We start from the raw sequence: 26,407 nt of genomic DNA on the forward strand, positions 1-26,407 counted from the left end.
CCATCTCCGTTTCTGGCTGCGTCGCCGGTCCGGGCGCGGAACGCCGCGGCGCCGGTTTGGCGCCGACGGCGGTTCCCGCCCCTTGCGCGGGTCCGGACTGCCCTTCCGGCAGCACCGGTCCCGTAGGCGCCAACCGGCCTGTCCCCCGGACTATTCCATCGGGACCTAGAGCTTTACGTCGCCGCAGAGGTGGACCTGGACTCCCAGCTCGGCGAAGAAAGCAGCCTTGGCCTCCAGCGCCTTGTCCGCCGTCTCGGCGTCGGGGGCGTAGACCACCTGGGCATGGTTGGCCTTGTGGCGAGCCATGAGCTGGTCCCGGCTAACGCCGTCGAGCACGGCGTGCATGATCGGCCATTGCGGGTCGGTGGCCTCCAGCCGCCGCCGGGTCTCCTCCTCCGGAAGCTCGACGACGTGGCCGCGGCCGAGGTCCACATGCAGCCGGTCGTCCATGATGAAGACCCGGGACCAGACGATCTCCCCCGGCTTGGAGACACCGCTGAGGGTCCCGCCGCCGAGCGGGAAGAACATCGGGGGCTGGCGCATGCTGTAGGACTTGTCGTAGCCGCCGTTGTGGGACGCCGGCACGGAGCCGGAAATTTCGAAGACCCAGACGAATTCGCCGTCGTAGTCGGCGCCCCAGCGCACGTCGTGCAGCGTCGTGGCGGGGTCGAGGCCCATGGCGGTCCAGATCCGGTTGGTGATGAGGGCGTCGACAGCCACCCCTTCGTCGACCTCGTTGAAGTGCGGCAGCGCCTTGCCGGCGAACAGTTCGCGGCCGCCGTCACGGGAGTAGACCGGCGGGCGCTGCACGTTGTTCAGCAGGCCTTCTGCCAGGTCCGATGCCGGGACGGTGTCCTTGAGTCCCTGCTGGTACTGGATGCCGACGGCGTCGACCCCGTAGTCGTCGGAGATGCGCAGCGCCGCGATGTACATTTTGAGCTGGCTGTGGACCTGCTCCGGGGTCAGCTCCGTGGCCGGGTCGGTGCCGAAGTGGAAGACCAGGCCGGCGTCGTCGAGCCACGCCTTGACCGCGTCCGCCTCGGCGTCGGTGACCTTCTGCATTTCCGCTACGAGGGCGCTCTGCGACAGCCGTTCCTTATAGATCCCCAGCGGGTTGAGCATCTCGTCATCGATGATGGCGTTGTACATGCCCATGCAGCCTTCGTCGAAGACGCCGATGATCGCTTTCTCGGTCTTCAACTGCCGGGCCAGGGCACGGCCCAGCCGGACTTCCTCGGACTCCGCGAGCGCCGGCAGGTCGCGGACGTGGCTTGTGTCGTGGCTGATGGTGCCGGAGGTCAGCCATGACTTCAACTTGCCGACCGCCCATTCGTCGGTGAAGTCCTCGCTCCAGAGTGCCGAGTAGTCGACCTTGGCCTTGGTCAGGCTGCCGGTGAGGTTGAGCAGGCCGACCAGGCCGGGGAAGTCACCCGCCCAGTTGGCGACCACGAGGATCGGGCCGCGGTGCGTGCGCAGCCCGGCGAGGACGTGGTGGCTGTACTGCCAGACCGCCTCGACGACCACCACCGGAGCCGTGGGCGGGATGTTCTTGAACACCTCCATGCCCATGCGCTGGCTGTCGATGAAGCCGTGGCCCGTCTCCGGATTGACACCGTGGGCCCGGACGACCTGGTAGCCGAGCGACTCCACGGCCGTGGCGAAGTGCTCCTCGAGCTGCTGCTGCGTCGGCCAGCACTTGACGTTGGCATCGAGCCGCAGATCGCCGCTGCTGAGGGTGTAAACCGTGTTTTCCGCGGCCGCGGGTGCCTCGGTGACGGCCGGGAAGGTGTAGCTGTTCATAGTGCAGGTTCCTTTTCGGGGTTTTGGGCGCTCAGCCGTTCTTCGCGCCCGGCGAGGGCATGGGCGATGTCCTGGGTGGCCGGGTAGAGCCGCAGGTAGAGCCCGTAGAGTTCTTCGTAGTCGGCGGCGACGGCCGGGTTGGGCTGGATGGTGCGGGCCGGCGGATTCCAGTCGCCGATCCGCACGTCGGCCACGGTGCCGGCGGCGAGGTAGGCCGCCCCGTAGCTGGCGCCGATCGTCTGGCTGGGAATCAGCTGCGGCCGGCCGGTGACGTCGGAGACGATCTGCGTCCACAGCTCGCCCTGGGTGCCGCCCCCCACGGCCACGATCCGGCGGATGTCGCCGCCGGCCCGCTCCATTGATTCGATGTTGTGCCGCACGCCCAGGGCGGTGGCCTCCAGCGCGGCCCGGTACAGGTCGCCCCGGGTGTGGGAGAGGGTCAGCCCGGCGATAATGCCGCGCGCCTGCGGGTCCGCCACCGGGGTCCGTTCGCCGGCGAAGTAGGGCAGCATGAGCAGCCCCCGGGCGCCCGGTCCGGAGGCGGCGGCGAGCTCCAGCAGTTCCGGGAAGTCCAGGGAGCCGAAGAGTTCCTTGAGCCAGGACGTGACGGCGCCGGAGGTCGCCATTCCGCCCGCGAGATTGCGGGTTCCTTCGAAGGCCCCGACGGTTCCCCACAGCTGGGGGGAGGTGACGCGGTCCGGCACGGTGTTCACCAGGAACATCGTCGTGCCGTACATCAGCATCAGGTCCCCGTTGTTCTGGCCGTCGACGCTCACCGCCTCGCTCCACGCGTCGATGGTCCCGGCGATCACCGGAATCCCGGCGGGAAGGCCGGTCGCGGTGGCGGCCTCCGGGCTGACGTGCCCGGCGGCGTCGCCCGGCCAGAGCAGCGGCGGAAGTTCCAGCTCCGGCGCGATCCGGTCGGCGAACGGCGGGTACCAGGCCAGCGCCCCGGTGTCGTAAAGCGGTGTGCACTGGCTGGCGGAGTGGTGGTCCAGGACGTACTCGCCGGTCAGCCGGTACGCCAGCCAGGACGCCGGCATGAAGAGCCTGCGGCTCCGGGCGAACGTCTCCGGTTCGTGCCGGTCCAGCCAGGCCAGTTTGGGTCCGACCGCCTGCGTGGAGAGGGTGGAGCCGCAGCGGGCCATGATGGCCTCGGCGCCGCCCAGGTCCGCGGTCAGCGCCTCGATCTGCTCGGTCGCCCGGGAATCGATGCCGTACAGGATGGCCGGCCGCAGCGGCGTGCCGCCGGCGTCGGTGACCAGCACGCACGGGCCCATTCCGCTCACGCCGACGGCGACGATGTCCTCATCCGCGCCGTCCAGCAGTTCCCTGCTGATGGCGATGAATTCCTCCCACCAGAGGCCGCCGTCCATCTCGGCCCAGCCGGGCTGTGGCCTGCTGACGTCGTGGCTGCGGGACGCCGAGCGCAGTACCCGTCCGGCCAGATCCACGATGACGCCCTTGCTGCTGCTCGTGCCGATGTCGACGCCGAGCACCGCCGGGGTTCCGCCCTGCCGGCCCGTCACGGCGCGGGCCTCAGCCGCAGGCCCTGCATGCCGCCGTCGACCGCCAGCGAGGTCCCGGTCGTGGACCCGGCGGCCGGCGAGGCGAGGTAGGTGATGGCAGCAGCCACCTCGTCCGCGCTGACCAGGCGGCCGTGCGGCTGCCGGGCGTTGAGGGCCGCCCGTTCCGCCTGGGGGTCCTCGCTCTGGTCCATCAGCCGGCCGATCCACGGGGTGTCCGCGGTGCCCGGGTTTACACAGTTGACCCGGATCCCCTCCCGGATGTGGTCGGCAGCCATGGCCAGCGTCAGCGACAACACCGCCCCCTTGCTGGCGCCATACAGCGCCCGCTGCGGCAGCCCGGCGGTAGCCGCGATCGAACAGGTGTTAACGATCGCCGCGGCCGGTGAGCGGCGCAGGTGCGGCAGCGCGGCCCGGCTGACCCGGACCATGCCGACAACGTTGATATCGAAGACCCGGTGCCATTCGTCGTCGTCGTTGTCCGCGACCGTGCCCTGGGCTCCGATGCCCGCGTTGTTGACGACGACGTCGATCCGGCCGAAGTGCTCGGCGACGGCCCGGACCGCTTCCTCCACCGACGCCGTGTCGGCCACGTCGCAGCGCACCGCGAAGTGCCCTCCGGGGCCGGCCTCGGGGTTGAGGTCCAGGACTGCGACCGACGCTCCGGCCGCGGCGAGTTGCGCGGCCGTGGCGGCGCCGATTCCGGAGGCGCCGCCGGTGACGATGGCCACCAGCCCATCCATCTGGGTTGTCATCTGTGTTCCTTTCAAAGTCGGGCGGGGAGCGGGGTCAGGACTGCGCGAAGACCTGCCGCTGCCGGCCGAGGCCCTCGATTTCGACCTCGACGACGTCGCCGGCCTTGAGGTACGGGAACTTCCCTGACAGGGCCACGCCCTGCGGGGTGCCGGTGAGAACGACGTCCCCGGGTTCCAGAGTCAGGTACTGGCTGAGGTGGTGGACCAGGAAGTCGACCGGGAACACCATGTCCGCGGTGCTGGAGTCCTGGCGGGGCTCCCCGTTGACCCAGCTGCGGAGCCGCAGCCGGCCCGGGTCCACTTCGTCGGCCGGCACGAGCCAGGGCCCCAGCGGGGAGAACCCGGGGGAGCATTTGCCCTTGGACCACTGGCCTCCGGATTCTTCGATCTGGAAGGAACGTTCGGAGAGGTCGTTGGCGACCAGGTAACCCGCGATGTGCGCGGCGGAGTCCGCCGGCGAGTCCAGGTAGCTGGCGCGCCGCCCGATGACCACACCCAATTCGACTTCCCAGTCGGTCTTGGTGGAATTGCGGGGAATGTAGGCGGTGTCATCCGGCCCCGCCACGGTGTTGGGTGTCTTGAGGAAGATGATGGGGACCTCGGGCGGCAGCGAGCCCGACTCGGCGGCGTGGGCGGCGTAGTTCATCCCGACGCATATGACGGCCGACGGCCTGGCGATTGGGGCGCCGACCCGGAGCCCGTCGGTCTCGACCGGTTCCAGCTGCCCGCGCCGGAGCGCCTCGCGTACGGCGTCGATCCCCCCACCGGCCAGGAATTCCCCGGAAATGTCCGGCGTCAACGGTGAGAGATCATATGTCTTTTCGACGCCGTCCGTGCCGGCATCGACGACGGCGGGGCGTTCCGCGCCAACGGCGCCCAGGCGAACCAACTTCACATTTCCTCCAAATCGGGCAACTTTGCCCACTGCTATCCCGCGGGCAAAGCCACCACGCGGAAAGGTGTCCCACACCACAATACCGGCGCAGTCTTCGTTGACAAGCCATACATCGGATGTTTACTGTCGAATGCACCGCCCGCCGGGCGCTGAGTTATCCCGGCGTCCCGCAGCAGGAGGAGTTACCCTTGAGCACCATTACCGCCGTGACGGTCAGTGACGTCCGCTTCCCGACGTCCACTTCCCTGGACGGTTCCGACGCGATGAACCCGGACCCGGATTACTCGGCGGCGTACCTCGTCGTGGAGACAGATGCCCCGGACGGCCATGCCGGCCACGGCTTCGTGTTTACGATCGGACGCGGCACGGAAGTTGTGGCCAGCGCACTCTCGGCCCTCGTCCCATACCTGCAGGGACGGACCACCGAAGATCTCCTTGACGACATGGGGGCCGCTTGGCGCTCCATGGTGCACGATTCCCAGCTGCGCTGGCTCGGCCCCGAGAAGGGCGTCATGCATATGGCCATCGGCGCCGCGATCAACGCCCTGTGGGACCTGAAGGCGAAGCGGGCCGGACTGCCGCTGTGGCAACTGCTCGGCCGGCTTTCGCCGGAGGAACTCGTAGGCCTGGTGGATTTCCGCTACCTCAGCGACGCGCTCACCCCCGATGAGGCGCTGGACATCCTCCGGCGCGCCGAGCCCGGACGCCAGGAGCGGGAATCGCGGCTGCTCCGGGAAGGCTACCCGGCCTACACCACCACGCCCGGGTGGCTCGGCTACGACGACGCCAAACTGGCCCGGCTGTGCCGCGAGGCCGTTGCGGACGGCTTCCCCCTGGTGAAGCTGAAGGTGGGCGCCGACCTCGGCGATGACGTCCGTCGCCTGCGCGTGGCCCGCGAGGCCTGCGGCCCGGGAGTAAAGATCGCAGTCGACGCCAACCAGCGCTGGGACACCGCCGAGGCGATCGACTGGATCCGGGGGCTGGGCGACGCCGAGCTTGCCTGGGTCGAGGAGCCGACGAGCCCCGATGACATCCTGGCCCATGCCGCTATCGCCCGCGCCATCGCGCCCATTCCGGTCGCGACCGGTGAGCACGTCCAAAACCGGGTCGTCTTCAAGCAGATGCTGCAGGCCGGTTCCCTGGAGGTGCTGCAGCTCGATGCCGCACGGGTGGCCGGAGTAAACGAAAACATCGCCATCCTGCTGCTTGCCGCCAAGTTCGGTGTCCGCGTCTGTCCGCACGCCGGCGGCGTCGGGTTGTGCGAGGCAGTCCAGCACCTCTCGATGTTCGACTACGTGGCCGTATCCGGCCAGCTGGAGGGCCGGATGATCGAATTCGTCGACCACCTGCACGAGCATTTCGTCGTCCCCGTCGAGGTCCGTGGTGGCCGCTACTGGCCGCCTGCGGCCCCGGGCGGCGGCAGCGAGATGATCGCGGCCTCGCTCGCGGAGTTCGCTTTCCCCTCCGGCCCGGCGTGGGCACGGCCGGCCCATGCTGTGGCAGGCTGAACCAATGGGCACAGCACCGGAACGCATCGCGCTGCATACCCGGCTCAAGGCCGGCCGCGAGGCCGACTATGACCGGATCCACACACGGATTCCCGCGGACCTCGCGGCCGCCATGCGCGGCATCGGGGTCCACAGCTGGCGCATCTGGCGCAGCGGACGCGAGCTGTTCCACGTGGTGGAAGTCGACGACTACGCGAAAATGCGCAAATTCCTCGCCGACCATCCGGCCAACATTCCCTGGCAGGCCGAGATGGCCGAGCTCCTGGAGGTCGAGGACGACTACTCGGGCGAGGACCGCGGCATCCCCCTGGTGTGGGAGCTCGCACAGCAATGACGCAGCTGTCGCTCGGCCGGCTGGGATACGGAGCCGCCGCGCTCGGGAATCTCTATTCGCACCTGGGCGACGCGGCAGCCCTGCGGACCCTGGAAGCCGCGTGGCAGGGCGGGATCCGCTACTTCGACACCGCCCCGCACTACGGGCTGGGCCTCTCTGAGCGCCGCCTCGGCGCCTTTCTCCGGACCCGGCCGCGGGAGGACTACGTCATCTCCACCAAGGTCGGCCGCATACTGGAACCCAACCCCGGGTACCGGCCCGGCGACCGGGACACCGAGGGCTTCGACGTGCCCGCCCGGAGCATCCGGCGGTGGGACTTCACCGAACGCGGCATCCGGCAGAGCCTCGAGGACTCCCTGGAACGGCTTGGCATCCCCAGCGTCGACATCCTCTTCCTGCACGACCCTGACGCCTACGACATGGACGCCGCCCTGAAAAATGCCCTGCCCGCGCTGGAGCGGCTGAAATCCGAGGGCCTGGTCCGGGCCATCGGGGTGGGCTCAAACTCTGCCGGCGCGCTGGACATGCTCGTCGAGCGCGCCGACCTTGATCTGGTGATGCTCGCCGGGCGCTACACCCTGCTCGAGCAGCATGCGGTGGCAGGACTGCTGCCCCGGTGCCTGGAGCGCGGCGTGGGGGTAGTGGCCGCCGGCGTTTTCAACTCCGGCATCCTGGCCCGGCAGCGGGTCCCGGCGACCGCCCACTACAACTACCTCCCGGCGCCTCCGGAACTGCTGTCCCGGGCCCGGCAGCTCGCCGCCGCGTGCACGGCTTTCGGCGTGGAGCTGCCGGAAGCGGCAATCCAGTTTCCGCTTCGTCATCCAGCCGTCCGCAACGTCGTCATCGGGGCCCGGGGAGCCCGGCAGATCGACGCTAACATCGCCGCCATGAACCGGACCCTGCCCCCGGAACTCTGGGAGAAGTTCGAAGCGGAGGGGCTGGTCGCCCGATGACTGGTTTCGGCATCGTGGACTCGCACCTGCACCTGTGGAGCCTGGGACGCAGCCGCTACCGCTGGCTCGATTCGGCCCCGGCCCTCAAGCGGGATTTCACCGCCGCCGCAGCCCGGGCGGAACTCGACGCGGCCGGCGTCGCGGAAGCCGTCCTGGTCCAGGCCGATGACACGGTCGAAGACACGGAGTTCCTGCTGGAAACCGCCGCCGCGGAACCCTGGGTACTCGGCGTCGTCGGCTGGATCCAACTCGACCAGCCTGCCCGCGCGGGCGCGCAACTGGAGCGGTGGCTGCAGGCGGAGAAATTCTGCGGCGTCCGGCACCTCGTCCACGACGATCCGCGGGATGACTTCCTCGCCTTGGGCCCGGTGCGCGAATCGCTCCGCCTGCTCGCCGACACCGGCCTGCCCTTCGACGTCCCGGACGCTTTCCCCCGCCATTTGGGCGCGGCGGCGGACCTCGCCGGGGCGCTGCCCGGGCTCACCGTGGTCATCGACCATCTGGGCAAGCCGCCGCTCGGGCAGCCGAAGGCCATGGGCCGCTGGCGGAGTGAGCTGAGGGCCTGCGCAGCCCGCCCCAACACCGTTGCCAAGCTTTCCGGCCTTCGTATTCCGGGGACGGAATATACACCCGCCGCCCTGGAACCGGTGTTCAACGACGCCCTGGAGCTGTTCGGTCCCGGACGCCTCATGTACGGCGGCGACTGGCCGGTCTCTGTTCCGGGCGGGGGCTACCAGCCGACCTGGCTTGCGCTCCAGGAACTGATCGGGACGCTCAGTCCGGCCGAACAGGACGCGGTGCTGGGCGCCACGGCTCGCCGGGTATATACCCCGGACGCAGGGTAGCCTGAACGTTCCCGCCCGGACCCCGGCCGCCCCGGTCTAAAATGACCGTCAGGCGTGTGGATGCCCGACGCACAGAATGGCGCACTTTGATGACAAACCCCCCAGCCGCAGCCGCCGTGGCGGCGAGCGAGGCCTCTCCTGCCAAGATGGTCAAGGACGCGTCGCTGCCCATGTACAAACAGCTCTGCGACCAGCTGATCCTGGAGATCGCGACCCGCAAACTGCCTCCGGGCCACCGCCTCCCCGGCGAGCACGGCATGTGCGAGCTGTACGGCGTTTCCCGGACGGTCGTCCGGCAGGCGCTCGGCCAGCTGGAGCACGACGGCGTCATCGAACGGGTCAAGGGCAAGGGGACGTTCGTCGCGCCACGCAAGGTCTCGGAGAGCCTGGTCCATACCCTGCGCGGCCTCTACGCGGACGTGGAGGCCCGCGGTGGAAGCGTCTACAGCGACGTACGCCGCCAGGAGCTGGTCCCGGCCGACGAGGCGGTGGCCGAAGCGCTGCGGGTCCCGCCGGGTGAACAGGTCGTAGTGCTGGAGCGGCTCCGCTATGTGGAGGACTCCCCCTGGTCCCTGACCACCACCTACCTCCCCGGCGATATGGCTGACATCGTGCTCGGCGCGGACTTCCGCAACCAGTCCCTCTACGCCCTGCTGGCCAGCAACGGCATCCGGGCCCACCACGGCATCCGCTCCGTCGAGGCGACGGTGGCAACCAAGAGCCAGGCCGAGGCGCTCCGGATCGTCAAGGGTGCCCCGCTCATGCAGCTCAGGAGTATCGTCTACGACGCCGCGGACCACCCGCTGGAGTTCTTCGTGGCGCACCACCGCGGCGACCAGAGCCGCTTCGAGGTCGTCATTGACGCCACATCGGACGCCTCGGGCACCGCCGGCTTCCACCGCGTCACCACGGGGTAGCACCCCGGAGCTGCCCGGTCCCCGATTCGCAAACGATTCCCTTGGACCCTCCCGGCATGTAACCTGTAATTACAGGTTGCCCGGGAGGGCAACATTCCCAGTTGATTACCAGGAGACATCTGCCGTGAGCGACTTCATCACCCCGCCGGTTCCGCCCATGACCATCCATTTCGATGCCCAGGCGGGAACCCTGACGCCCGAGGGGCCCGTACTTGAGCGGCGGATGTCCGATCTTGAGGGGCTGTTCGCGGACAAGGAGGCTTGGGAAGAAGCCGTCGCCAACGGCAATCCGGTCGTGTACTCCGTTGTCTCCACCCCCGTCCCCGAAGTTGACCGGGAGCTGCCGCAGTCGATCACCACGATCGAGCCCGGCACCACCGCCGGTGAATTCTGGATGACCAAGGGCCACCAGCACCCGAACCACCAGGGCGAGATCTACCTGGGCATCTCGGGGCAGGGCGGCCTGCTGATGTTCGACGGCGAGAACACCTCCTGGGTGGATATGGCCCCCGGGGTCATCGGCTACATCCCGCCGGGCTGGGCGCACCGCAGCGTCAACGTGGGCTCCGAACCCTACAAGTTCCTTGCGGTGTATCCCGGAGGTGCGGGCCACGACTACGGCTGGGTCCTGGAGAACGGCATGGGCCAGCGCGTCTACTCCTCGGACTCGGGCCACGAATTCGCGCCCTTCTTCGCGGCGCAGGCCTAGGACGGAAGGACCGGTCCCATGATCATCGCCCACGATCTCGGCACGACGGGAAACAAGGCCTCCTTGCACGAGGCCGACGGCACCTTGCTGAAGGCTGTCACTATCGGTTACGAACCGCATTTTGCCCCCGGCGGCCGCGCCGAGCAGGATCCCGACGTCTGGTGGAACGCGGTGGTCCAGGCGACCCGAAAGCTCCTGGCCGAATCCGGGGCGGACCCCGCAGCGGTGCGGGGCCTGGTCGTGGGCGGGCAGATGATGGGCGCCGTCCTCCTTGACGGCGATTACGCTCCGGTCCGGCCGGCCCTGATCTGGGCCGACCACCGCAGCGTCGCCCAGTCCGACGAACTCGCGGCAGCCTTTGGCGAGCAGGAGGCCTACGCCATGCTGGGCCACCGCATCAACCCCACGTATTCCCTGAGCAAGGTCATGTGGGTCCGGGACAACGAACCCGAGGTCTTCAGCCGCGTCCGCCACATCTGCCTGGCCAAGGACTACGTCGTGCACCGGCTGACCGGCCGGCTGGCGACCGACCACTCGGATGCCTCGGCGACGAACGCCTACGACCAGGCCAGCGGCACGTGGTCGGAGCGGATGCTGTCCGCGGCCCGGATCGACCCGGGGCTGTTTCCGGAAATCCTCAAATCGACCGACGTCGTCGGCCCCCTCACCCCCGCCGCGGCGGCTGCCACGGGGCTGGGCACGGGGACCTCGGTGGTGATGGGCGGCGGTGACGGCCCCGTTGCGGCCGTGGGCGCCGGCGTCGTCTCCGAAGACGACCAGGCCTACGTCTACCTCGGTTCCTCCTCCTGGGTGCAGATCGTCACTGCGGCCCCGCTGATCGACCCGCTCCGGCGGACCATGACGTTCGACCACGTCATCGACGGGAAATATGTCCCCACCGCGACCATGCAGGCCGGCGGGGCCTCGTTGCAATGGGCCGCCGGGCTGTTCTCCGACCCCGGCGAGAAGGGCCGCTTCGACCGGCTCATCGCCGAGGCATCAACGGCAGCCGCCAGCGAGTCCGGGCTGTTCTTCCTCCCGCACCTGCTCGGCGAGCGCTCACCCTACTGGAATCCGCAGGCCGCCGGCGCCTTCGTCGGCCTGGAGATGCATCACGGACGCGCGAACATGATCCGCTCGGTCCTCGAAGGGGTGGCCTTCAACCTGGGGACCTGCATCAACGCCTTCAACGAGTCCGGGGCGGCGATCAGCCGGATCGACGCGATCGGCGGCGGCGCGGCCAGTGACACCTGGCTGCAGATCATGGCGGATGTCTGGGGCCTGCCGGTCCGGCGCAGGAGCATCGTCGAAGAGGCCAACAGCCTCGGCGCGGCGGTCACTGCCAGCGTGGGGCTCGGGCTCGTCGATGACTTCGGCACCGCACGGGACTTGTCCCGGGTGACTGCAGAGTTCCAGCCGGACCGTGAAGCCCATGAGCGTTACCGCTCAGCGCACCAGACCTTCCTGGACGCCTACGGGCGGCTGGAACCGTGGTTCCCCGGCCGACGGGGGAACCACTGATGCCGGTCGTCCTCGTCACCTCGCGGTCCTTTTCCTCCGGCGAGCAGGACCTGGTGTCCCGGCTGGAGCGCGGCGGCTATACGATCCGCCGGGGCCCCGCCGACCACTCCCTGGCCGCCATCGGCGCCGACCTTGCCGTGGCGGAAGGCTGGATCGCCGGAACCGGCGAAGTCACCGCCCGCCACCTGGACGCGGCCCCGCGGCTGAAGGTCCTCGCCCGCTACGGCGTCGGCTTCGAGTCCGTGGACGTCCGCGCGGCGGCCGAGCGCGGCGTCGTGGTCACCAACACCCCGGGCGCCAATTCAAACGCCGTCGCCGAACATGCGTTGGCCCTCATGCTGGCCGCCCTGCGGACGGTCACGGAAGGCGACCGCCGCGTACGGGCCCGCGACTGGTCGGTCATCCGGGGCCGGGAGCTGGCTTCGCTCGCAGTGGGACTGGTCGGCTTCGGCCGGATCGGGCAGATTGTCGCCCGCCTGCTGGGCGGGTTTGGTTCCGCCGTGTACGCCTCCGACCCGTTCCTGAGCCCGGAACAAGTGCGCGCCCTCGGCGCCGAACCGCTGGATTTGGCGGGGATGGCGGCCACGTGCGACGTGATCTCGCTGCACGCCCCGGGCGGCCAGCAACTTATCGATACCGCCTGGCTCGCCGCGACGGCGAAACCCGTCGTCCTGGTCAACACCGCGCGTCCGGAACTGGTGGATGAGGCCGCCGTGGCCGCTGCCCTGCAGACGGGAGACCTCGCGGCCTTCGCGGCGGACACCCTGCGCGGGGACACCAGCGGGCAGGACTCCCCCGTCCTGGACCCGCAGCTCGCGGCCCGGGTGGTCATCACCCCGCACTTCGGCGCGCAGACCGTCCAGGCCGTCGACGGCATGGGCTCCATCGCCGTCGACAACCTGCTCGCCGTCCTGGAAGGGCGGACGCCGCCCAACCCCGTCAGCCCGACTCCCCTGAAAGTGAACTAATGGCCGATCTTTCCAAACTCAGGCAAACCCGGGTCCTCGCCGTCGTGCGTGCCCCTGACACTGAAAGCGCCCTGCGCGGCGCCGCGGCACTGCTCGAGGGCGGCGTGAACGGGCTGGAGATCACCTACTCCACCCCGGACGCCCCCGCTGTGATCCGTGCGCTGCGCGCCGAGTACGGCGACGCCGTCTACCTCGGGGCCGGCACGGTCCTCACCCGCCGCCAGGCGGAGGACGCGGTCGACGCCGGTGCGGAGTTCCTGGTCAGCCCGGGCACGGTCGCGGAGACCGTCGCGGCCATGAAGGCCACCGGCTCGCTCGTCATGGCCGGAGCTTTGACGCCGACGGAGGTCCTCACGGCCGTAGGCCTCGGTGCCGACGTGGTGAAGATCTTCCCGGCCTCCCTCGGCGGCCCGTCGTACTTCCGGGCCCTTCGCGGCCCCCTGCCCGACGTGCCCCTCATGCCGACCGGCGGGGTCACCCCCGGCAACATCGCCGACTGGTTCGCGGCGGGCGCAGTCGCCGTCGGCGCCGGCGGCGACCTCTGCTCCACCGCCGATCTGGCGGCCGGTCGCTACGACCTCGTGCGTGAGAACGCCCGCAGCTTCAGCGCCGCACTCGAAAGGACTTTTGCATGAGCAGCTACATGGGATTTGTCGGGGTGACCACCTCGGGATCGTCGATCATGAAGATCTTCCCCGAGTGGGCCCGCATCCTCCACCTGCCCACCGACCGCCTCACCGGGCACGACCTGCCCCTCGGGGCCGGCCGCGACCAATACCGGGAACTGGTCACCCGGATCCGCGACGACGCCAGCCACCGCGGCGCCCTGGTCACGACGCACAAGATGGACCTGTACCAGGCCGCGCACGACCTCTTCGACGAGATCGACGAGTTCGGCACGCTCTGCGGGGAAATTTCCAGCATCTCCAAGCGGGACGGCCGGTTGATCGGCCACGCGAAGGACCCCATCACGGCGGGCCTGGCCCTCGAGGAATTCCTGCCGCCGGGCCACTTCAAGGAGACCGGCGCGCACGTCATCTGCCTGGGTGCGGGCGGTGCCGGCACCGCCCTGACCTGGTACCTGGCCGGCCACGCCGATGCTCCGGAGAAAATCATCTGCACGGACACCAGTCCTGTCCGGCTCCAGCACCTCGCCGATGTCCATGCCCGGGGCCAGCTGCCCGCCTCGCTCTTTGAGTACCGCCTGGTCGAACGCCCGGAGGATACGGCCCGGGTGCTGGCCGAGGCTCCCGCCGGGAGCCTGGTGGTCAACGCCAGCGGCCTCGGCAAGGACCGGCCCGGTTCCCCCGTCCCCGACGGCGTCGACTTTCCGCGGGAGGCAATCGTCTGGGAGTTCAACTACCGCGGCTCCCTGGAGTTCCTCGCCCAGGCCCGCGCGCAGGAGGAACGGCGCCAGCTGACCGTCGTGGACGGCTGGCGCTACTTCATCCACGGCTGGAGCCAGGTCATCGCGGAGGTGTTCGACGTCGAGCTCACCGGCGAAGTGCTGGACCGGCTCGCCGACGCCGCGGCAGGGGCCAGATGAGCTTCGTCCGCACGGTCCTTGGCGACATTGCGCCGGACCGGCTGGGCCCAACCAACTACCACGAGCACCTGTTCCAGTCCTCTCCCCTGCTGCCCGGGGACGAGCTGGACGACGAGCTGCTGTCCGGCCGTGAGGCCGCCTTGCTGCGGGGCGCCGGCACCACCGCGATGGTGGAGGCGACCCCGCTCGGCCTTGGCCGGAACCCGGCGGCGACGGCGCGCATAGCGGCCGCCGCCGGGCTGCACATCGTTGCCACCACCGGCGCCCACCGCGAAGCGCACTACCCGGAGGGGCACTGGCTCCGCAGCGAACCGGAGGAGCGCCTCGTCCGGCGCTTTACCGCCGAGCTCACGACCGGCTGCGGTGTGCCCGAAGAATCGCCTGCGGCCTGCGCTGAGGCGCCGGTACGCGCGGGGCTGCTGAAGGCCGGAGTGGGCTATTGGTCCATCACCGCCTTCGAACGCCGGGTGCTCGCCGCAGCGGCGGTCGCCCACTCGGCGACGGGGGCTGCGGTGATGGTGCACCTGGAATTCTGCACGGCAGCCCACGAGGTCCTGGACCTGCTGTCCGCCGCGGGCGTCCGGGAGTCCCGGGTGATCCTGGCCCATGCCGACCGCAACCCCGACGCCGGACTGCACCTGGAGCTGGCCTCCCGGGGCGCCTACCTCGGCTACGACGGCATGGCCCGGCCCAAGGGCCGCTCTGACGCCGAAATCATCGATCTCATCGAGCAGGTCCTGGCCGGTGGCGGCGGCCACCGGCTGCTCCTCGGCGGAGACGTCGCACGCCGCACCCGGTACATCTCCTACGGCGGCATGCCCGGCCTGGCGTACCTGGCCGAACGCTTCCTACCGCGCCTCGAGGCCCGCGTCGGCACCGCCGCCGTCGACCGCATCCTGCGCGGGAACGCCGCGGCCGTGCTGCAGTGGACCGGGAGCGCGCAACCCGGATAGGAGCCCGCCATACTCCCTGGGCCGGCACATCCACCCCCGGACGCGGAAACGCCCCGGACGCGGAGAGGCCCCGGACCGCTGAACTGCGGTCCGGGGCCTCCTTTACGTGCTGGCAGTGGCGCCTTTACTGGTAGAGCACCGCGGCGATCTTGGCGTCGTCCATGTTGTTCTTGTCGTACCAGTAGAACGGAGTGTCGGTGACCTTTTCCAGGGACTTGCCCTTGGAGGCGTCGATCGCCGCCTGGACGGTGGCCGCGCCCATGCCGATCGGGTCCTGCGTGATGGCGCCGGCCATCAGGCCGCTGCGGATCGCGTCGAGCTGGGCCTTGCCGGAGTCGAAGCCGATGACGGTGAGCTTGCCGGGCTTCAGGCCAAGCTCGGTGACGGCGTTGACGATGCCGACAGCCGAGCCTTCATTGGTGCCGTAGAGGCCCTTGAGGTTCGGGTGCGCCTGGATCATGGCCTTGGCAATGTCGGCGGACTTCAGGTGGTCGCCGTCGCCGTACTGGACATCAACGACCTTGATGTCCGGGTACTTGGCCTTGATCTCGTTGAGGAATCCGTCGCGGCGCTCCACGCCGGTGCTGTTGATCTGGCTGTGGCCGACGACGGCGATTTCCCCGCTCTTGCCGATCAGCTCGGCCATGTGGTCGGCCGCCATGGCGCCGGCGTCCATGCTGTTCGTCTTGGAAAGGTTGACCGGGTAGTCGCTCTTGCAGCCGGCGTCGAACTGGACCACGGGGATGTTGGCGGCCTTGGCCTGCTCAATGGCCGGTACGCAGGCCTCCGGGTCCAGGGCGGCGTAGGCGATGGCCGTCGGCTTCTTGTCGATGGCGGCCTGGAGCATCTGCAGCTGCGAGTCGATCTCGGTTTCTGCGGCCGGGCCTTCGAAGGTGATCTTGACCCCGAGCTCCTTGGCCTTGTCCTCGGCGCCCTTCTTCACGGCCTGCCAGAACTGGTGCTGGAAGCCCTTGGAAATCATGGCCACGTACGGGGTCCCGCCGTCGCTGCCGCCGCTGGGGGCTGCCGAGCCGGAGCCGCCACAGGCGGTCAAGGAAAGAGCTGCAGCGAGAGCACCCGCCGCGAGGGCCTTTTTACCGAGTTTCATGTAAATCTCCATCCAGTGAGCGGGCCGGCAACATTGCGGGCCCTAGATCATTGTTGTTGCTTTACTGCGTTAAGTACAGGTAGATACAAGTTATTTTTTGAGCAATCTTTTCCCGCCTGCCCGGCGCCGCGGGGCGCCGGGCAGGCGGGCTGCCTACGCCTCCCGGCGGCGGCGCAGCGAGTCGGTGAAGACGGCGACCAGGATCACGATGCCGACCACGACGGTCTGCCATTCGGTCTGCACCGACATGATGCGCAGGCCGTTGATCAGCACGCTCATGATGAGGGCGCCGATCAGGGTGCCCAGGACCGATCCCCGGCCGCCCAGCAGGGACGTGCCGCCGATGATGACGGCGGCAATCGCCTGCAGCTCGTAGCCGGATCCCAGCTGCGGCTGCGCGGAGTCGAGCCGGGCGGCGATCACAACGCCCGCGACGCCGGTGAAGATGCCTGCGACCGTGTAGACGAGGATCTTCCACTTGCCGGTGTTGACGCCGGAAATCTTGGTGGCTTCCTCGTTGCTGCCGATCGCGAAGATGTAGCGGCCCAGCAGGGTCTTGCCGAGCACCAGGTACGCCGCGACGCCGGTCAGGAGCAGAATCAGCACGGCGTTGGGCAGCCCGGGGATGAGCTGGCCCAGGGCAATGTCCTTGAAGCCCTTGACCTTGCTGAAGTAGATGGGACGCACGCCGGAGAGGACAAGGGCCAGCCCCTGCGCGATCAGCATCATGGCCAGGGTGGCGATGAACGGCGGTAGCTTCAGGACGGAGACATTCAGTCCATTGATCAACCCCATCAGCGCCCCGGTGGCGATGCCTCCCAGCACACCGATGTACAACGGCAACTGGAAGTTCACCAGCAGCAGGCCCGTTACCACCGCACACAGGGTCATGCCGGTGCCGATGGACAGGTCGATTCCGGACGTGATGATGACCAGCGTGGTGCCGAAGGCCAGGATGCCGATCACGGCGGTGGAGAGCAGGATGCCGGAGATGTTCGTCCAGGTGAAGAAGTTACTGCTGGCGAGGGAGAAGAACACCAGCAGGACGATCAACGTCCCGAAGGCCAACGACTGCTGCAGCCGCTGGCGCAAAAACGACCCCCCGGGCGCCTCGCGCGTCGCGGCACCCGCCGGCGCCTGCGTGCGCGGTTCAGACTTTACTTCGCTCATTTTTCCGCTCCCTGCTGCTCCACCCGTGTGGCGTAGTCCATGATTGTTGCTTGATCAGCACCGTCGCTGTCGATTTCCCCGGTGATACGGCCTCCGGCCATCACCATGATCCGGTGGGACAACCGGAGGACCTCCGGAAGTTCCGAGGAGATCATGATGATCGACTTGCCCCGCGCCACCAGGTCGTTGAGCAAGCGGTAAATTTCTTCCTTGGCTCCGATGTCGATGCCGCGGGTCGGCTCGTCGAAGATGAGAATGTCGCAGTCGCGGGCCAGCCACTTGGCGATGACGACTTTTTGCTGGTTGCCGCCCGACAGGTTTTTCGTCGTCGCGTACATCGACGGGGTCTTGATACGCAGCGAGTCAATGTATTTCTGTGAGGTTCCCTTGCCCGGCGCCGACTTCATGAAGCCGACCGGGTTGGTGTAGTTGGCCAGCGAGGACAGCAGGATGTTCGTGTTCACATCCCGGTCCAGCAGCAGCCCCAGGGCCTTGCGGTCCTCGGAGAGGTAGCCGATCCCGTGCTTGACGGCGTCCGCCGGCTGCCCGATCCTGACCTCCTTGCCGTTGACGAAGATCTGGCCCGCGGACATCCGGTCCGCGCCGATGATGGCCCGCGCAAGCTCCGTCCGCCCCGCGCCCATCAGGCCGGAGAAGCCGAGGATCTCCCCGCGCCGCAATTCGAAGCTGACGTCCTTGAGCAGTTTGCGCGTGCTCAGGTTCTGCACCCGCAGGACCACATCGTCGACGTTGTCCCGGCGCACATTCTCCGGCCGGGCATTTTCGTCGATCTCCCGACCGACCATCAGCTTGATCACCTCGTGCTGGCTTGCCGTGGCGGTGTCCATCGTGGCGATGTACTTCCCGTCGCGGAGGATGGTGATGCGGTCGGTGATCCGGCGCAGTTCCTCCATGCGGTGCGAAATGTAGATCACCCCGACGCCGCGGTCGCGCAGGTCGTTGATCAGGCGGAACAGGGTCTCCGTTTCGGAGGTCGTCAGCGCCGACGTCGGCTCATCCATGATGACGACCTTGGCGTCAAAGGACAGTGCCTTGGCAATCTCCACCATCTGCTGTTTCGCGACCGTCAGGTTTTCGATCAGGTCCGTCGGCGCGAACTCCTTGATCCCAAGCCGGTCAAGCAGTTCGGCGGTTTGCCGGTTCAGCTTTTTTTCGTCGAGCAGGAGTCCGCCCAGGCGCCGCGGCTCCCGGCCGATGTAGATGTTCTGGGCGACCGTAAGGTGCGGCATCAGGTTCATCTCCTGATGGACGATGATGATGCCCAGCTCCTGGGCATGCCGCGGACCGTCGATCTGCACCGGCACGCCTTCAAGGTAGATCGTGCCCGCATCCTTCTCGTAGATGCCGGACAGGATCTTCATCAGGCTGGACTTTCCCGCCCCGTTTTCGCCCACCAGCGCGATAACCTCGCCCTTGTGGACGTCAAAGTGGACGTCGCTCAGGGCCTGGACGCCGGGAAAGCTCTTGCTGATCCCTTCGACCTTCAGTAGTGGTTCACCCACTGTCTCACCTACTTCTTCGGAGATAACGCTGATGCCTCGCGGCCGGTACTCGTTGGGCGGCGGCACTGCCCGGAGCCAACTTGTATCTTGATGTATCTATCCTTGGCCCATAACTAGAGTAAGGTCAAATATGACCTAAAACACACCCTTTGGTCGGATGTTTAGAAATCGTTACGGGAGAAACATATGATGATTGGCTGCCACAGCCTGGTCTGGAACGGCTCGCTGGACCCGGTTTCCTTCGCCGCGTCGGCCCGCGCGACGAGCGAGGCAGGGTTCGATTTGCTCGAAATCCCGCTCATGGATCCCTGGTCCTTCGATCCAGGACAGGCGTCCCGGGCCCTGCGGGACCACGGCCTGGCCGCAACCGCATCCCTCGGCCTGACCGCCGGGACCGACCTCAGCAGCGAGGACACCTCCGTGGTGGCCAGGGGCGAGGCGACCCTCAACAAGTGCCTCGAACTCGTCCACGACCTGGAGGCCGACTACCTGTGCGGCGTGCTCTACAGCGCCATGCAGAAGTACGACCGGCCACCCACCGCGGCCGGCCGCCAGAACAGCGCCGCCGCCCTGCACCGGCTGGCGGACCGCGCCGGGAAGCTCGGTATCAGGCTGGGCCTGGAGGTGGTGAACAGGTACGAGAGCAACCTGCTGAACACCGGCAGGCAGGCCCTTGCCTTCATGGACGAGATCGACCATGACAACGTGTTCCTGCACCTCGACACCTACCACATGAATATCGAGGAACCGGACCTGTTGAGCCCGGTGCTCGCGGCGGGAGCCAGGCTGGGCTACGTCCACATCGGCGAAAGCCACCGCGGCTATCTCGGCTCCGGAAGCGTGGATTTCGGCGCCTTCTTCCGCGGCCTGGCGCTGGTCGGCTACGACGGGCCGGTGGTCTTCGAGTCGTTCTCCTCCGCCGTCGTAGATGACAACCTGAGCAACACCCTGGGCGTATGGCGCAACCTCTGGGAGGACTCGGCGGACCTGGGCGCCCACGCCAACGCATTCATCCGCGGCCAGCTGGCGGCGGTTTCCTCCATCGCCAAGCACTAAACATCCGATCTATAGGGGCTAACATATGACTACCACCAGCGAAAACGGGCGCGACGGCGTCATTATCGTCGGAAGTATCACCGCCGACGTCACAACTTTTTCAAAACGACTGCCCCAGAGAGGCGAAACGATCCTCGGGGAGGAGTTCACCCTGCTGCTCGGAGGCAAGGGAGCCAACCAGGCCGTGGCCAGCGGGCTGGCGGGCGCTCCGTCCTTCATGGTGGGGTGCGTCGGCAATGACCTGTTCAGGCCTCTGGTCACCGACGGGCTGGAGGCGCACGGAGTGGACACCAGCGAACTGCGGGTGGTCGAGGCCCCCACCGGGATAGCCCACATCCGGGTGGACGATTCCGGGGAAAACGACATTGTGATGGTGCCGCTCGCCAATGACCACCTGACTCCGGACCAGATTTCCGACGCGGTCTCCCGCCTCGCGCCGCGGGCGTCGGTCCTGCTCACCCAGCTGGAAATCCCCCGCGAGGCCGCCGCGCACGCGGTCCGAGCGGCCCGGACCGCCGGGTTGACGGTCATCCTCGACCCCGCGCCGGCTGCCGCCCTCGACCGGGAGACCTGGGCCAGCGTGGATTTTGTCACGCCCAACGAGACCGAAGCGAGCCTGATTACCGGCATTCCGGTCACGGACGCGGCGAGCGCGGTCCGCGCCGGGGAATGGTTCCTGGCGCAGGGTACCGGCGGTGCCATCATCACCCTCGCCTCAGCCGGGGCGGTCCTCGTCACGGCCGACCGGCAGACGGTCTTCGATTCCTACCCCGTGACCGCCGTCGACACCACCGCCGCCGGCGACGCCTTTTCCGGTTATTTGGGCGCCTCGCTCGCCGCAGGCTTGTCCATTGACGAGGCCATCCGGCGCGCGATGGCAGCGGGAGCCCTGGCCGTCACCAAGAAAGGCGCCTCCCCCAGCCTGCCCGCCACCGACGACGTCGACCTTTTCCTTTCCGCCCACGTCCCAAGCCGCTAGGAGCGCAGCATGAGAAAAACCCATGGAATCCTCAACCCCCAGCTCTCGCGGGTGGTGTCCGAAACCGGCCACACGGACACGCTCGTGGTGACCGACGCCGGCCTGCCGATCCCGCCGGCGGTCGAACGCGTCGACCTTGCCTACTTCCCGTCCGAGCCGCCGTTCCTGGCGGTCCTGGACGCGGTCCTCGCCGAAGTGGTGATTGAAGGCGCCACCCTGGCTGAGGAGATCCGCGAGGCCAGCCCCGCGATGCTCAGCCGCATCCTCGAGCGGCTGAATGCGGCGGGGGTGGTTCCGGACTTCGTCCCGCACACCGAGTTCAAGGCCCGCACGGCCTCCGCCCGTGCCGCCGTTCGGTCCGGCGAGTTCACTCCCTACGCCAACATCATCCTTCATGCCGGCGTCGCCTACGGCCCGGACGAGACCTAGGAGCTTTCGTGCATTTCTATCTGGACACGGCGGACCGGGCACAAGCCGAGCCGTTGCTGCGCAGCGGGCTTTTCGCGGGCCTGACCACCAACCCGAGCATCCTCGCAGGCGCCGGGGTGCTGAACCGCAGCATCCCGGAGCTGGTCGAATGGGCGTCCGCGGCCGGCGCCGGTACGGTCTTCGTCCAGTCGTGGGGCTCAAACCAGGCCGAACTGGAGGACCGCGGCGCGTGGATCCAGTCCCTCGGCAGCAATGTCGTGGTGAAGGTCCCCGCCACGGCGGCAGGCATCGCCGCCAGCCGGACCCTCACCTCGGGAGGGGCCCGGGTCCTGGTGACGGCGGTCTACGCACGGGAACAGGCGCTGCCGGCGATGGCCGCAGGCGCCGAGTTTCTGGCCCCGTACCTGGGCCGGATGAACGACGCCGGCCGCGACGGGACCGCGGAAATCGCGGCCATCCAGCAGTTCATTAGCGCCGGCGGGTCGCCGCTTAAGCTCCTTGTCGCCAGTCTCCGGGAGACTGCCCAGATAGCTTCTTTGGCGGGGCTGGGGGTCTCTCACTTCACCCTGGCGCCGGCGACATGGCGGAAGTTCTTCGCCGATCCGCTCACCGCTGCCGCCGTCGAGGTCTTCGAAGCCGAATCCGCGCGGATGGAGGGCGCCGCTTAGCGGGCGGCGCGGTTCTCCTTGCCCGGCAGGGACTGCTTGAGCCAGTGTTCGACGCCGCTGACGTGGATGATGGTCAGGGCCCGGGCCAGTTCCGCGTCGCCGTTCGCCAGGGCGTCCGCGATCGCCCGGTGCTCCGCCAGCGTGCGGGCCACAGCGTCTTCCTGGGTCAAGGCCCGCCAGACCCGGGCCCGCACCGTGCGGCTGTTCAGGCCGGACAGCAGGCTGGCCAGATAGGAGTTGCCCGAGGCCTCGGCGATGAGGGCGTGGAAGTTCAGGTCGTGTTCGACCAGGTTTTCCGCGGAGTCGACGTCGACGTCGTCGATCTCCTTGTGCAGCAGCGCCAGCTGCTCCGGCGAGATCGCCTGGGCCGCGAGCGAGGCCGCGGAGGCCTCCAGGATCCGCCGCACCTCCAGCAGTTCGAGGACCGATGAGTCACGGCTCAGGTCCACCATGAAGGCTACGGATTCCTTCAGCAGCGCCGGCTCCAGGCTCGTGACGTACGTGCCGTCGCCCCGCCTGACGTCGAGCACACGGATGGTCTCAAGGGCCTTCACGGCCTCCCGGAGCGAGCTGCGGGAGAGCCCGAGCTTCTCGCTCAGCTCGTTTTCCGGGGGGAGCTTGTCTCCAGGCGACAATTCGCCGGTAAGGATCATGTCCTTGATCCTGGCGATCGCATCATCGGTTAGGGCCATTGGCCCAGCATAGTTCACCGCCGGGACGGCCCGGCGGCCGCGGGCGCACCGCGGCAGGGAGGAGCACCGTGACCACCATCCACCGCCGGCAGACCCGGCTCGAGGCGGTCCTGTGGGACCTGGACGGCACTTTGGTGGACACCGAACACCATTGGCGAGCCGTGCAGGCCGGCCTGGTCGGGAGCTTCGGTGGCAGCTGGACCGAAAGCCAGGCCCAGTCGATCATGGGCCGGTCCCAGGCGGATTCGGTCCGGGTCCTGCAGCGCGCCGGGGTGCGGCTCCCGGTCGAGGAGATAGCGCAGCGTGTCACGGCCGGCGTAAGGGACCGGCTCCGCGAGGGTGTGTTGTGGCGGCCCGGAGCGGCGGAGCTGCTGGCGGACCTCCGGGCCCACGGCATCCCGTGCGTCCTCGTCACCATGTCGCACCGACACATCGTCGACGACATCCTGAGGCATTTTCCGGCCGGCAGCTTCGAGCAGACCGTCACCGGGGACATGGTCACCAACGGAAAACCGCATCCGGAGGCGTACGAGACCGCGTTCGCGCTGCTCGCCGGGCCCCGGCCCGGGCTGTCGCGCCGGAACGTGCTGGCCATTGAGGATTCGCTGCCGGGAACGAGGGCGGCCCGGGCTGCCGGGTTGCCGACGCTGGGAGTTCCCCACCTGGAGCCGCTGGCGGCTGCCGGCGGGCTGATTATCTGGCCCACCCTGGCCGGGCGCAGCGTCCGGGATCTTCAGGCCGCCGCGGCCGCGGCCCGGGCGGGCGGCCCGGACGGCGGCGGCGGGTGGCGGGAAGGCGTCCGGGACACCGCTCCCTAGGCTCTTACACCTAGGCCGGGGCCTGCTGTGGCGCCGTCCCGGCCGCGGGGGCCAGCCAGCTGAGCTGTGAGCCGTCTTCCTCGATGAGTCCGCCCAGCTCGGCGTTGAAAGCCTGGCTGTGCTCGGCCGTGATGTGGGCCTGGAACGCCGCCTCGTCCCGGTATATCTCGTACACGAAGTACGCCCTGGGGTTGTCCCTGCGGGTATGCGGGTCAAAGACCACGTTCCCGGGCTCCGCGCGGACCCGCTCGGTCAGTTCCGCCATCATGTCGGCTACCCGGTCCTCCGTCCCGGGCTTCGCGGTGAACTCGGCATACAAGGCAACAGGCACGGTCTCTCCTTCGGTCGGTGGACCCGACTCTAGCCGCCGCCGGGACCGGACCGGAAGCGCCGCGGAGCGCTAGTTCACGGCGCGCACCACCGGGATCGACGCCGTCGGCGGCCCGTCGGGGAACACCGTCGGCTCCGGGCTCACCACGGCGTGCAGCGGCAGGGCCAGGGTCTCGGCGCCGACCGTGGCGCGCTGGCCGCGGACGTCGACCTCGAGCGGGTCCCCTTCCCGGACCGTCAGCCTCAGCGTGGTGTGGTCCAGCTCCACATGCAGCAGCCCGCCGCGGAGCTTCAGGTGGAAGGACAGCGAGTCCCACTCGGTAGGCAGCCGCGGGTCGAAGTACGGCACCTCGCCCTGGTCGCGCAGCCCGGCGAAGCCGCTGACCAGCGAGCTCCACACCCCGCCGGTGGAGGCGATGTGGACGCCGTCGATCGTGTTGCCGTGCGTGTCGTCGAGGTCGATGTAGAGCGCGTGGATGAAGTGGTCCAGCGCGGCTTTGCCGTAGCCCACCTCGGCCGCCATGATCCCCTGGACGCAGGCGGACAGGGTGGAGTCGCCGGTGGTGATCGGGTCGTAGAAGTCGAACGCCCGCCGCTTCTCCTCCGCGGTGAAGTCCTGCCACTGCAGGAACATCGCCAGTACCGTGTCGGCCTGCTTGAGCACCTGGTGCCGGTAGATCACCAGGGGGTGGAAATTGAGCAGCAGCGGGTATTTGGACCGCGGCGTGCTCCAGTCCCACGGCTCCAGGGTCATGAAGTCATTGTCCTGCGAGTGGACCTGGAGGTCCTCGTCGAAGGGCAGGTGCATCCGGTTGGCGGCCTGCTCCCAGAGCTCCCGCTCGGCGTCGTCGATGCCCGGGTGGTCCAGGGCCGCGGCCGCCCGCAGGTTAAAGCGGGCCATTACGTTGGTGTAGAGGTTGTCATTGACGACGGCGGTGTACTCGTCGGGCCCGGTGACGCCGTGGATGTGGAACAGCCCGTCCTTGCCGAAGAAGCCCAGCGAAGCCCACATCCGCGCCGTCTCGATCAGCAGGTCGGCGCCAAGGGTCTCCTTGAACGCCGTGTCGCCGCTGGCCCAGGCGTAGCGGTTCGTGGCGAAGGCGACGGCGGCCGCGATGTGGAACTGCGCGGTGCCGGCGGCGTAGTAGGCGCTGGCTTCGAGGCCGTTGATGGTCCGCCACGGGAACAGCGCCCCCTCGACACTGAGCTCCTTGGCGCGCACCCTGGCCTCGGGCAGCAGTTCATGCCGGAATTCGAGCACCTGGCGGGCGTTGCCCGGGCTGGTGTACGTCAGGTACGGCAGCAGGTACACCTCCTGGTCCCAGAAGTAGTGCCCGTCGTAGCCGGAACCGGAGACGCCCTTGGCCGGGATGCCGGCCACGTCCGCGCAGGCGGTGGCCTGGGCCAGCTGGAACAGGTTCCAGCGGATGGCCTGCTGCAGTTCGGGCTGGCCGCCCACCACGATGTCGCTGGTGGTCCAGTAGTCCCGGTAGTGCGCCTCGCTCTGGGCGAAGACCTCGCCCACCGGCAGCAGCCCGCGTTCGGCGGTGTCGACCGGGTCCTCGTCCGCGCTGCGGGCCACGGAGTAGCTGACGCTCTTCTCCAGCAGGAACGGCGTGTCAGCGCCCACGGCAAGGACATAGCGGACGCTGCTGTCGTCCTGGTCCACCTGGGTGTCGAACGGCTGCACCCCGGCGGAGGTCCAGTGGTCCACGGCCATGCCCAGCAGCTGCCGGGATTCCGCGGCCGCCCAGGAAAGACGGAGCGAGCCGTCGCCGCCGTCGAGCCGGACCGGCAGCAGCACGCGGCCGGCGTGGCGGCCGGCGCGGCGCGGGTCATGGGACGAGTGGTCCTCCACCGGCTGGTCCTGCCGGTTCACCACGGCCGAGGTCACGTCCGCCGAGATGTCCCGGTCCGCGGAGACTTCCAGCGAAATGCCGAGTGTTCCCCGGGCCTGGTAGCCCACGGCGCGGCGCTCAGTGGTGGTCACGGTCGCACCGGAACGGCACTGCCAGACGATCCGGCATTCGTAGATGCCGGTGGCGAAATCGACGCTCCGCCGGTAGTCCAGGACGGTGGACTCCTCCAGCGTGAGCATCTCGCCGTCGATGATCACTACGAAGTTGTTGGCATCCGGGATGTAGAGGATGCGCTGGCCGGTGCGGGCGAAGCCGTAGGCGTTCTCCGCGTGCTTGATGTCCCACGTCTCGTGGAAGCCATTGATGAAACTGCCCGGAAGCTCGGCGTCGGCGGCCGCCCAGTGGGCGCCCCGGATGCCGAGGTGGCCGTTGCCGACGCTGAAGAGCGTCTCCAGCGTTCCGGCGTTGCCGGGCAGATGGACGGTTTCCACGAGCTTCCAGGGGTCGTTGGGAAACCTGGCGCGGTCCGAGGTGATGAGGGCCAT

26 protein-coding genes are annotated in these 26,407 nt (G+C 68.6%); 16 read left to right on the top strand and 10 right to left on the bottom strand.

Annotated features, from left to right (window positions below; genetic code table 11):
• Positions 1-165: 165 nt before the first annotated feature.
• From ACTWLI_RS04880 to ACTWLI_RS04895, 4 genes are read right to left on the bottom strand one after another with little or no spacing between them, the layout of a single operon-like run.
• Positions 166-1,800, bottom strand: a complete 1,635-nt coding sequence (locus tag ACTWLI_RS04880) for a fucose isomerase (protein ID WP_445155542.1) — start codon at positions 1,798-1,800, stop codon at positions 166-168.
• Positions 1,797-3,329 carry an FGGY-family carbohydrate kinase gene (locus ACTWLI_RS04885; protein ID WP_445155543.1) on the bottom strand — a complete coding sequence of 511 codons (1,533 nt, stop codon included), beginning with the start codon at positions 3,327-3,329 and terminating at the stop codon, positions 1,797-1,799. Before ACTWLI_RS04885 ends, ACTWLI_RS04880 begins: the two co-directional genes overlap by 4 nt.
• A complete protein-coding gene (locus tag ACTWLI_RS04890; protein ID WP_445155544.1) occupies positions 3,326-4,081 on the bottom strand; it encodes an SDR family NAD(P)-dependent oxidoreductase in 756 nt (251 codons plus the stop codon). The genes ACTWLI_RS04885 and ACTWLI_RS04890 overlap by 4 nt, the downstream gene beginning before the upstream one ends.
• Before the next feature lie 34 nt (positions 4,082-4,115).
• On the bottom strand, positions 4,116-4,976 hold the full coding sequence (locus ACTWLI_RS04895) for a fumarylacetoacetate hydrolase family protein (protein ID WP_445155545.1): 861 nt from the start codon (positions 4,974-4,976) through the stop codon (positions 4,116-4,118).
• Between the two features lie 188 nt (positions 4,977-5,164).
• On the opposite strand from ACTWLI_RS04895, the gene ACTWLI_RS04900 reads away from it, so the two are divergent.
• The 11 genes from ACTWLI_RS04900 to ACTWLI_RS04950 all read left to right on the top strand — a co-directional run bounded on the left by ACTWLI_RS04900 (position 5,165) and on the right by ACTWLI_RS04950 (position 15,230).
• Positions 5,165-6,484: an enolase C-terminal domain-like protein gene (locus ACTWLI_RS04900; protein WP_445155546.1), complete on the top strand. Its 1,320-nt coding sequence runs from the start codon at positions 5,165-5,167 to the stop codon at positions 6,482-6,484.
• 4 nt (positions 6,485-6,488) lie between these two features.
• A complete protein-coding gene (locus ACTWLI_RS04905; RefSeq protein ID WP_056736400.1) occupies positions 6,489-6,818 on the top strand; it encodes an L-rhamnose mutarotase in 330 nt (109 codons plus the stop codon).
• Positions 6,815-7,771 carry an aldo/keto reductase gene (locus ACTWLI_RS04910; protein WP_445155547.1) on the top strand — a complete coding sequence of 319 codons (957 nt, stop codon included), beginning with the start codon at positions 6,815-6,817 and terminating at the stop codon, positions 7,769-7,771. The genes ACTWLI_RS04905 and ACTWLI_RS04910 overlap by 4 nt, the downstream gene beginning before the upstream one ends.
• A complete protein-coding gene (locus ACTWLI_RS04915; RefSeq protein ID WP_445155548.1) occupies positions 7,768-8,616 on the top strand; it encodes an amidohydrolase family protein in 849 nt (282 codons plus the stop codon). The genes ACTWLI_RS04910 and ACTWLI_RS04915 overlap by 4 nt, the downstream gene beginning before the upstream one ends.
• 89 nt (positions 8,617-8,705) lie before the next feature.
• A complete protein-coding gene (locus tag ACTWLI_RS04920; protein ID WP_445155549.1) occupies positions 8,706-9,533 on the top strand; it encodes a GntR family transcriptional regulator in 828 nt (275 codons plus the stop codon).
• Positions 9,534-9,657: 124 nt separating this feature from the next.
• The gene (locus ACTWLI_RS04925) at positions 9,658-10,242 is read left to right on the top strand and encodes a glucose-6-phosphate isomerase family protein (protein WP_445155550.1); all 585 of its coding nucleotides are present in this window, start codon (positions 9,658-9,660) and stop codon (positions 10,240-10,242) included.
• An 18-nt stretch (positions 10,243-10,260) separates the two neighbouring features.
• Complete coding sequence (gene xylB, locus ACTWLI_RS04930) at positions 10,261-11,763, top strand: xylulokinase (protein WP_445155551.1); 1,503 nt, start codon at positions 10,261-10,263, stop codon at positions 11,761-11,763.
• Positions 11,763-12,731, top strand: coding sequence for an NAD(P)-dependent oxidoreductase (locus ACTWLI_RS04935; RefSeq protein ID WP_445155552.1), 969 nt, complete (start codon positions 11,763-11,765; stop codon positions 12,729-12,731). Before xylB ends, ACTWLI_RS04935 begins: the two co-directional genes overlap by 1 nt.
• The gene (locus ACTWLI_RS04940) at positions 12,731-13,366 is read left to right on the top strand and encodes a bifunctional 4-hydroxy-2-oxoglutarate aldolase/2-dehydro-3-deoxy-phosphogluconate aldolase (RefSeq protein ID WP_445155553.1); all 636 of its coding nucleotides are present in this window, start codon (positions 12,731-12,733) and stop codon (positions 13,364-13,366) included. Before ACTWLI_RS04935 ends, ACTWLI_RS04940 begins: the two co-directional genes overlap by 1 nt.
• Positions 13,363-14,277, top strand: a complete 915-nt coding sequence (locus tag ACTWLI_RS04945) for a shikimate dehydrogenase family protein (protein WP_445155554.1) — start codon at positions 13,363-13,365, stop codon at positions 14,275-14,277. Before ACTWLI_RS04940 ends, ACTWLI_RS04945 begins: the two co-directional genes overlap by 4 nt.
• On the top strand, positions 14,274-15,230 hold the full coding sequence (locus tag ACTWLI_RS04950; protein ID WP_445155555.1) for a phosphotriesterase family protein: 957 nt from the start codon (positions 14,274-14,276) through the stop codon (positions 15,228-15,230). Before ACTWLI_RS04945 ends, ACTWLI_RS04950 begins: the two co-directional genes overlap by 4 nt.
• 124 nt (positions 15,231-15,354) lie before the next feature.
• On the opposite strand, the gene ACTWLI_RS04955 is transcribed toward ACTWLI_RS04950, so the two are convergent.
• The 3 genes from ACTWLI_RS04955 to ACTWLI_RS04965 form a co-directional block, all read right to left on the bottom strand.
• A complete protein-coding gene (locus ACTWLI_RS04955; RefSeq protein ID WP_445155556.1) occupies positions 15,355-16,338 on the bottom strand; it encodes an ABC transporter substrate-binding protein in 984 nt (327 codons plus the stop codon).
• A gap of 153 nt (positions 16,339-16,491) precedes the next feature.
• The gene (locus tag ACTWLI_RS04960) at positions 16,492-17,508 is read right to left on the bottom strand and encodes an ABC transporter permease (RefSeq protein WP_445155557.1); all 1,017 of its coding nucleotides are present in this window, start codon (positions 17,506-17,508) and stop codon (positions 16,492-16,494) included.
• Positions 17,505-19,031 (bottom strand): sugar ABC transporter ATP-binding protein, encoded by a 1,527-nt coding sequence (locus ACTWLI_RS04965; RefSeq protein WP_445155558.1) that lies wholly within the window; start codon positions 19,029-19,031, stop codon positions 17,505-17,507. The genes ACTWLI_RS04960 and ACTWLI_RS04965 overlap by 4 nt, the downstream gene beginning before the upstream one ends.
• 186 nt (positions 19,032-19,217) lie before the next feature.
• On the opposite strand from ACTWLI_RS04965, the gene ACTWLI_RS04970 reads away from it, so the two are divergent.
• Genes ACTWLI_RS04970 through ACTWLI_RS04985 form a run of 4 tightly spaced genes read left to right on the top strand, consistent with a single transcriptional unit; the run spans position 19,218 to position 22,163 of the window.
• Complete coding sequence (locus tag ACTWLI_RS04970) at positions 19,218-20,087, top strand: sugar phosphate isomerase/epimerase family protein (protein ID WP_445155559.1); 870 nt, start codon at positions 19,218-19,220, stop codon at positions 20,085-20,087.
• A gap of 25 nt (positions 20,088-20,112) precedes the next feature.
• A complete protein-coding gene (locus ACTWLI_RS04975; RefSeq protein ID WP_445155560.1) occupies positions 20,113-21,066 on the top strand; it encodes a ribokinase in 954 nt (317 codons plus the stop codon).
• Between the two features lie 9 nt (positions 21,067-21,075).
• Positions 21,076-21,495 (top strand): D-ribose pyranase, encoded by a 420-nt coding sequence (rbsD, locus tag ACTWLI_RS04980; RefSeq protein WP_056736428.1) that lies wholly within the window; start codon positions 21,076-21,078, stop codon positions 21,493-21,495.
• Positions 21,496-21,503: 8 nt separating this feature from the next.
• Positions 21,504-22,163, top strand: a complete 660-nt coding sequence (locus ACTWLI_RS04985; RefSeq protein ID WP_445155561.1) for a transaldolase family protein — start codon at positions 21,504-21,506, stop codon at positions 22,161-22,163.
• Here the strand turns inward: ACTWLI_RS04985 and ACTWLI_RS04990 are convergent.
• On the bottom strand, positions 22,160-22,855 hold the full coding sequence (locus ACTWLI_RS04990) for a FadR/GntR family transcriptional regulator (protein WP_445155562.1): 696 nt from the start codon (positions 22,853-22,855) through the stop codon (positions 22,160-22,162). The two genes, ACTWLI_RS04985 and ACTWLI_RS04990, sit on opposite strands and share 4 nt — an antisense overlap.
• 68 nt (positions 22,856-22,923) lie before the next feature.
• Here ACTWLI_RS04990 and ACTWLI_RS04995 point away from each other — a divergent pair, with 68 nt between their 5' ends.
• Positions 22,924-23,673, top strand: coding sequence for an HAD family hydrolase (locus ACTWLI_RS04995; RefSeq protein WP_445155563.1), 750 nt, complete (start codon positions 22,924-22,926; stop codon positions 23,671-23,673).
• Positions 23,674-23,683: 10 nt separating this feature from the next.
• Here ACTWLI_RS04995 and ACTWLI_RS05000 read toward each other — a convergent pair whose 3' ends face one another.
• Together ACTWLI_RS05000 and ACTWLI_RS05005 are read right to left on the bottom strand one after the other, a co-directional pair.
• On the bottom strand, positions 23,684-24,004 hold the full coding sequence (locus tag ACTWLI_RS05000; protein ID WP_445155564.1) for a putative quinol monooxygenase: 321 nt from the start codon (positions 24,002-24,004) through the stop codon (positions 23,684-23,686).
• A gap of 69 nt (positions 24,005-24,073) precedes the next feature.
• Entirely contained in the window at positions 24,074-26,407 is a 2,334-nt protein-coding gene (locus tag ACTWLI_RS05005) for a glycoside hydrolase family 65 protein (protein ID WP_445155565.1), read from the bottom strand.

It is taken from the genome of Arthrobacter sp. Hor0625, assembly GCF_052567525.1.